The organism is Cellulomonas triticagri (assembly GCF_003696205.1).
Taxonomy (GTDB): domain Bacteria; phylum Actinomycetota; class Actinomycetes; order Actinomycetales; family Cellulomonadaceae; genus Cellulomonas; species Cellulomonas triticagri.
The window spans coordinates 24,625-31,139 of sequence record NZ_RFFI01000047.1 but is presented as its reverse complement, the minus strand read 5'-3'; the positions used below and the strand labels follow the sequence as shown (position 1 = coordinate 31,139).

Annotated in this window: 6 protein-coding genes; 5 read left to right on the top strand and 1 reads right to left on the bottom strand. The window is 73.5% G+C overall.

The features are described 5' to 3' along the window. Nucleotides 1–97: 97 nt before the first annotated feature. On the bottom strand, nt 98–2,119 hold the full coding sequence (gene tkt, locus EBM89_RS10050) for a transketolase (protein WP_122149302.1): 2,022 nt from the start codon (nt 2,117–2,119) through the stop codon (nt 98–100). A gap of 101 nt (nt 2,120–2,220) precedes the next feature. On the opposite strand from tkt, the gene EBM89_RS10045 reads away from it, so the two are divergent. The 5 genes from EBM89_RS10045 to EBM89_RS10025 all read left to right on the top strand — a co-directional run bounded on the left by EBM89_RS10045 (nt 2,221) and on the right by EBM89_RS10025 (nt 6,382). Beyond that, nucleotides 2,221–2,982, top strand: a complete 762-nt coding sequence (locus EBM89_RS10045) for a GntR family transcriptional regulator (RefSeq protein ID WP_199732057.1) — start codon at nt 2,221–2,223, stop codon at nt 2,980–2,982. 121 nt (nt 2,983–3,103) lie between these two features. Beyond that, nucleotides 3,104–3,556 (top strand): PTS sugar transporter subunit IIA, encoded by a 453-nt coding sequence (locus EBM89_RS10040; RefSeq protein WP_122149300.1) that lies wholly within the window; start codon nt 3,104–3,106, stop codon nt 3,554–3,556. Beyond that, a complete protein-coding gene (locus EBM89_RS10035; RefSeq protein ID WP_122149299.1) occupies nt 3,553–3,843 on the top strand; it encodes a PTS sugar transporter subunit IIB in 291 nt (96 codons plus the stop codon). Before EBM89_RS10040 ends, EBM89_RS10035 begins: the two co-directional genes overlap by 4 nt. A gap of 33 nt (nt 3,844–3,876) precedes the next feature. Then, nucleotides 3,877–5,283, top strand: coding sequence for a PTS ascorbate transporter subunit IIC (gene ulaA, locus EBM89_RS10030; protein ID WP_122149298.1), 1,407 nt, complete (start codon nt 3,877–3,879; stop codon nt 5,281–5,283). Between the two features lie 178 nt (nt 5,284–5,461). Beyond that, complete coding sequence (locus EBM89_RS10025; protein ID WP_122149297.1) at nt 5,462–6,382, top strand: cation diffusion facilitator family transporter; 921 nt, start codon at nt 5,462–5,464, stop codon at nt 6,380–6,382. The last annotated feature ends 133 nt before the right edge of the window (nt 6,383–6,515 follow it).

Sequence of the window (6,515 nt, the reverse complement as noted above, 5' to 3'; positions counted from 1 at the left end):
CCCCGCGCCGGAGGGTGCGGCCGCACCGGCGCGGGACGGGTTCAGGGGGGCCGCGCGGGCCGGGTCAGGGGTCCGGCCCGCGCGGCGGGGGTGCGCCTCAGGCGCGGGCGGTGGCCTCGCCGATGGCGGCGACGACGCGCTCGACCGTCATGCCGAGCTCGCGCTGGGCGTCGCCCGCGGGGGCCGAGACGCCGAACTGGTCGATGCCGACGAGCACGCCGCGGTCGCCCGCGACGTCGCGCCACCCGTAGGTCGCGGCGGCCTCGACCACGACGCGCGCGGTCAGCGCGGCGGGCAGGACGGACTCCCGGTAGGCGGCGTCCTGCCGGTCGAACAGCTCGCGCGACGGCATGCTGACGACGCGCACCCGGGTGCCGGTCGCGCGGACCTGCGCGGCGGCGTCGAGGGCGAGCTCCAGCTCGGAGCCGGTGCCGATGACGACGACCTGCGGGTCGGCGTCGTCGCTGACGACGTACGCGCCGTGGCGCACCCCGTCGACGACGTCGGCCAGCGGGAGGTCGAGCGTGCGCAGCGGCTGCCGGCAGAGCACGAGGCCGGTGGGGCCGGCCTGCTCCAGGGCGACCAGCCAGGCGGCGGCGGTCTCGTTCGCGTCGGCCGGGCGCACGGTCGTCAGCCCGGGCATGGCGCGCAGGCTGGTCAGGTGCTCGATCGGCTGGTGCGTCGGGCCGTCCTGGCCGAGCGCGATGGAGTCGTGCGACCACACGTAGACGGCGGGCAGGCCCATGAGGGCGGCGAGCCGGATCGCGGGGCGCTGGTAGTCGGAGAACACCAGGAACGTCCCGCCGAACGGCCGGACGCCGCCCGCGAGCAGCATGCCGTTCATCGCGGCGGCCATGGCGTGCTCGCGGACGCCCCAGTGGATGTTCCGGCCGGTGCGGCCGTCGCCCTCGGGGAGGAAGGAGCCCGCCCCGGCGATGGCGGTCCGGTTCGGCTCCGCGAGGTCGGCCGAGCCGCCGACCAGGTCGGGCAGCCGGGCGGCGAGCGCCTGGATGACCTTGCCGGAGGCGTCGCGGGTGGCGAGCACCGAGCCGACCTCGAAGGTCGGCAGCGACGACGCGAGGTCGGCGGGCAGGGTCCGGGACTGCGCGGCGTGCCACTGCGCGGCCAGGTCGGGGTGCGCCTGCGCCCAGGTGGCGAAGGTCGCGTCCCACGCGGCGTGCAGCTCGGCGCCGCGGGCCACGGCCCGGCGGGTGTGCGCGAGCACCTCGGGGTCGACCTCGAACGCGCCGGCGTCGGTGCCGAGCTCGGCGCGGACGGCGGCGACCTCGGTGCCGCCGAGCGGGGCGCCGTGCGAGCCGGCGGTGCCGCGGGCGTTCGGGGCGGGCCAGGCGATCTCGGACTTGAGCACGACGAGGTGCGGGCGGCCGTCGCCCGGGCGCTCGCCGAGGACGGCGTCCAGGGCGGGCACGTCGATGTCGCCGGAGGCGGCGCGGGCGACGTGGGACACCCGCCAGCCCTGGGCGGCGAACCGGGCGCCGACGTCCTCGCTCCAGGTGAGGGTGGTGGAGCCCTCGATCTGGATGTCGTTGTCGTCGTAGACGACGGTGAGGTTGTCGAGGCGGTGCCGGCCGGCGAGGGCCCCGGCCTCGTAGGAGACGCCCTCCTGCAGGTCGCCGTCGGAGGCGAGGACCCACACGTGCCGGTCGAAGGCGGTGGTGCCGTCGCCGCCGTAGACGGCGCGCTCGTGCTGGAAGGCCATCGCCATGCCGACCGCCATGGTGATGCCCTGGCCGAGCGGCCCGGTGGTGGCGTCGACGCCGGGCGTCATGCCGTGCTCGGGGTGGCCGGGGGTGCGCGAGTGCAGGGTGCGGAACGCCTTCAGGTCGTCCAGCGTCAGGTCGTACCCGGTGAGGTAGAGCTGCGTGTACAGCAGCATGCTGGCGTGCCCGCAGGACAGCACGAAGCGGTCGCGGCCCGCCCAGCCGGGGTCGGCGGGGTCGTGGCGGACGTGCTTCTGGAAGAGCAGGTCCGCGACGGGCGCGAGCGACAGGGCGGCGCCCGGGTGGCCGGACTTCGCCGCCTCGATCGCGTCGAGCGCGAGGGTGCGGGCCGCGGTGACGGCGCGCTCGTCCAGCGCGGTGGTCGTGGTCGCCGTCATGGCAACCCTCCTTGGTCGTCGTCGAGACGGAACGTCGAACATCCTATCGTCATGACGACATGACCTCGCAAGGTGGACTGCGCTATCAGCAGGACGTCATAATGAAACCCGTGACAGGGGCGATGACGACGGGCACGGTCAAGTACGTCGCGGTGCGCGAGCACCTGCAGCGACGGATCCGGGCGATGCAGCCGGGCGAGCAGCTGCCGACCGAGCCGGTGCTGTGCCAGGAGTACGGCGTCAGCCGCATCACCGTCCGCCGCGCCGTGGACGACCTCATCCGCGACGGCCTCATCGTGCGCGAGCAGGGCCGCGGCACCTTCGTCACCGAGCCGCGCTGGACCCAGCAGGTGCGCGAGACCTTCGCCGACCGGGTTACCGGCTTCTACCGCCAGCAGACCGAGCTCGGGCGCGAGGTCGGCACCGAGGTGCTGGCCAACCACGTCGTGCGGGACGTCGCCGCCGCCACCGCGCTCGGCCTGAACCCGGCGGACGAGCTGATCGAGCTCGAGCGGCTGCGGTTCGTCAACGGCACCCTGCACCAGCACGTGTACACCTACCTGCCCGCGGCGCGGTTCGGTCGGCTGGTGGACGAGGACCTGTCGCGCGGCTCGCTGTTCGACCACCTGGTGCGCGAGCACGGCGTGACGCTGGTCCGCAACGACCTGCTGGTGCGCCTCGACCGCCCCGAGGGCCGGATCGCGCGCGCCCTGGAGGTCGAGGACGGCACCGTCGTGCTGGCGATGGAGTCGCTCGTCTACGACGAGACCGGCGCCGCCGTGGCGTTCGGCACCGCGCGGCACACCCCGGGCAACAGCGAGATCGCCTTCACCATGGGGCCGGCGGCGCCCGAGCGCGCCTGACGCGGGCACCCCGCGCGACCAGGGGGCTTGCAGCGACGAATTCGTCATGACAACATGACGTCCCCGACGCGGCCGTCGGGGCCGCGCGGAGCAGCGCGGCGGACGCAGGAGGGTTGACCCGATGCTCACGCAGTACCTAGACGAGCGCACGATGCTGTTCCCTGACCGGGTGGACGGCTGGCGCGACGCGATCGAGCAGGTCGCCGCACCCCTGCTCGCCGACGGCGCCATCACGCGCGAGTACGTCGACGCGATGCTCACGTCCATCGCGAACGGCGGCACGTACATCGACCTCGGCTACGGCATCGCCCTCGCGCACGCCCGGCCGGAGAGCGGCGTCGTCCGCACCGGCCTGTCCGCGCTCTGGGTCCGCCCCGCCGTGCTGCTGAACGACGAGGAGGCGCACCCCATCCGCCTGTTCGTCTGCCTCGCGGCCGCCGACAGCAGCGCCCACCTGGCGGCGCTGGCCCAGCTCGGCCAGCTGCTGACCGACGAGGCCGCGCGGGACGCCCTCCTCGCGGCCACCGACCCCACCACCGCGCTCGCGGTCCTCACGGCAGGAGAGCAGTCATGACGAAGTTCCTCGCGGTGTGCAGCACCGGCCTCGGCAGCAGCTTCATGGTGCACATGAACATCGAGAAGGTCCTCAAGGAGCTCGGCGCCTCCGGCGTCACCGTCGACCACGCCGACCTCGGCTCCGTCGCGAACGGCGACGCGGACGCCGTGTTCGTCGGCCGGGACATCGCGGAGGCCGCGGGCCACCTCGGGGACGTGGTCGTCCTCGACTCGATCATCGACCTCGACGAGCTGCGCACGAAGGTCCGGGACGCCGCGGGGCGTCACGGCGTCGCCGTCCAGTAGTCCTCCCCAGAACAGCCAGGAAGGAAGTTCCCCATGGACGCGGTTCTCGACGTCTTCCTCGACATCTTCACGCAGCCGGCGGTCATCGTCGCGCTGATCGCCCTCATCGGCCTCGCGGCGCAGTCCAAGAGCTTCAGCGACGTGCTCAAGGGCACCGTCCGCACGCTCGTCGGCTTCCTCGTGCTCGCCGCCGGTGCCGGGGTCGTGGTCGGCGCGCTCGACCCGTTCGGCCAGATGTTCCAGGCCGCGTTCGACGTCCAGGGCGTCGTGCCGAACAACGAGGCGATCGTCGCGCAGGCGCTGCTGGAGTACGGCTCCGCCGCCGCGCTGATCTTCTTCTTCGGCATGATCGTGAACATCGCGCTCGCCGCGACCACCCGGTTCAAGTACATCTACCTGTCCGGGCACGTCGCGTTCTACATCGCCGCGATGTTCGCCGTGATCCTCGCCGTCGCGGGCTTCGAGCCGTGGGCCGTCGTCCTGTGGGGCTCGATCGCGCAGGGCATCTACATGGTCGTCTCGCCCGCGCTGGTGCAGCCGTTCATGCGCAAGGTCACCGGCAGCGACGACGTCGCCCTCGGCCACACCGGCGGCGCCGGCATCGCGCTGTCCGGCCTGGTCGCCCGCCTCACCCGCGGCAAGGGCACCTCGAAGTCCACCGAGGACCTGAACTTCCCCAAGGGCCTGGGCTTCCTGCGCGACACCACCGTCATCGTCGCGCTGTCGATGGCCGTCATCTACGTCGTCGTCGGCATCTTCGCCGGCGCCGGCTACATCGAGACCGAGCTGTCCGGCGGCCAGAACTTCATCGTGTTCCTGCTGCTGCAGGCCGCGACGTTCTCCGCGGGCGTGTTCATCATCCTCGCCGGCGTCCGCGTCGTCCTGGCCGAGATCGTCCCCGCGTTCAAGGGCATCTCCGAGAAGCTGGTCAAGAACGCCAAGCCCGCCCTCGACGTGCCGATCGTCTTCACCTTCGCCCCGAACGCCGTGCTCATCGGCTTCGTCGCCTCGTTCGTCGGCGGCATCGTCGGCATGATCGGCATGGTGGCCATGGGCACCACGATCATCATCCCCGGCGTCGTCGGGCACTTCATGACCGGTGCCGCGTCCGGCGTCATCGGCAACGCCGCGGGCGGGCGCCGCGGCGCCGTGCTCGGCGCGTTCGCCAACGGTGTGGCGATCACGTTCCTGCCGCTGTTCCTGCTGCCGGTCCTCGGCGACATGGGCCTGGCGAACGCGACGTTCTCCGACGCGGACTACGGCGTGTTCGGCTTGCTGCTCGGCGGGTTCTCCGCCGTCGGCGGGCAGGTCGCGATCATGGTCGGCATCGTGGCCTCGCTGGTCGCGCTGTACGTGGTGTCCTTCGCGCTCAAGCGCCGGGACGCCCGGCGCGCCGCCGCGGCCCCGGCCGCCGACGAGGCGGAGCCCGTCTCCGTCTGACGCGCACCACCGCACCATCCCGTAGCACCCCGCAGTACCGAGGGCCCCCGCGGTCCGGCCTCGCGCCGGGCACCGGGGGCCCTCGCGCGTGCCGGGGGTTCCGTCGGCGGACGCTGCGGTCTAACATCGCCTCTGGACGATGACAGCACCACCGAGCGATGATGGGAACCAGTCGCGCATGAGCCACGGACACGACCACGGGGACGCCTCGACGCCGGACCACCGGCGCCGGCTCGCGATCGCGTTCGGCCTGACCGCGACCGTGCTGGTCGCGCAGGCCGTCGGTGCAGTCGTCACCGGGAGCCTCGCGCTCCTGGTCGACACCGCGCACATGCTCACGGACACCGGCGGGCTCGCGATGGCCCTGGTCGCGGCGCACCTGGTCCGCCGCCCGGCGACCTCCCGCCGGACCTGGGGCCTGCGGCGCGCGGAGGTGCTGGCCGCGCTCGCGCAGTCTGCGGTGCTGCTCGCCGTCGGCGTCTACGTGCTGGTCGAGGCGGTGCGACGGTTCGCCGAGCCGCCCGAGGTGCCGTCGCGCGAGCTCCTGGTGTTCGGCGTCGTGGGCCTGGCGGCCAACCTCGTGTCGCTCGGGGTGCTGGCCGGCGGGCGGTCGGCGAGCTTCAACCTGCGTGCGGCGTTCCTCGAGGTGCTGAACGACGCGCTCGGCTCGGTCGGCGTGATCGTCGCGGCCGTCGTGATCGGCACGACGGGCTGGCAGCAGGCCGACGCCGTCGCGGGGGTGCTCATCGGTCTGCTCATCGTGCCGCGCGCGGTCCGGCTGCTGCGCGAGACCGCCGCCGTGCTGCTGGAGTCCACCCCGCCCGGCCTCGACCTGGACGCGGTGCGGGAGCACCTGCTCGGCGTCGAGCACGTCCGCGACGTGCACGACCTGCACGCGTCCCTCGTGGCGACGGGTCTGCCGGTGGTCACCGCGCACGTCGTGGTCGACGACGCCTGCTTCGGCGACGGGCACGCCGGGCGCATCCTCGACCAGCTGCAGGAGTGCCTGGCGACGCACTTCCCGGTCTCGGTCGAGCACTCGACGTTCCAGGTCGAGCCGGTGGCGCACCGCGGCCACGAGCACCTCGGGCACGCCTGAGCGTCACCCGTCCGGGCGGCCCGGTTGGTGGGGGTTGTGCACGTTCTGTGCCACGTGGACGGCTCTGGGCGCATCGGCGGGCGAGTCGTGCGACCGTAGAGCGGGTGCCCGTGCCCTCCCGCCGACCCAGACG

What these genes read in the sequence shown, in the direction of transcription:
- EBM89_RS10035 (WP_122149299.1), top strand. Translation starts at nt 3,553, where the DNA reads ATGACGAAGTTCCTCGCGGTGTGCAGCACCGGCCTCGGCAGCAGCTTC.
- EBM89_RS10040 (WP_122149300.1), top strand. Translation starts at nt 3,104, where the DNA reads ATGCTCACGCAGTACCTAGACGAGCGCACGATGCTGTTCCCTGACCGG.
- tkt (WP_122149302.1), bottom strand. Translation starts at nt 2,119, where the DNA reads ATGACGGCGACCACGACCACCGCGCTGGACGAGCGCGCCGTCACCGCG.
- EBM89_RS10025 (WP_122149297.1), top strand. Translation starts at nt 5,462, where the DNA reads ATGAGCCACGGACACGACCACGGGGACGCCTCGACGCCGGACCACCGG.
- EBM89_RS10045 (WP_199732057.1), top strand. Translation starts at nt 2,221, where the DNA reads ATGAAACCCGTGACAGGGGCGATGACGACGGGCACGGTCAAGTACGTC.
- ulaA (WP_122149298.1), top strand. Translation starts at nt 3,877, where the DNA reads ATGGACGCGGTTCTCGACGTCTTCCTCGACATCTTCACGCAGCCGGCG.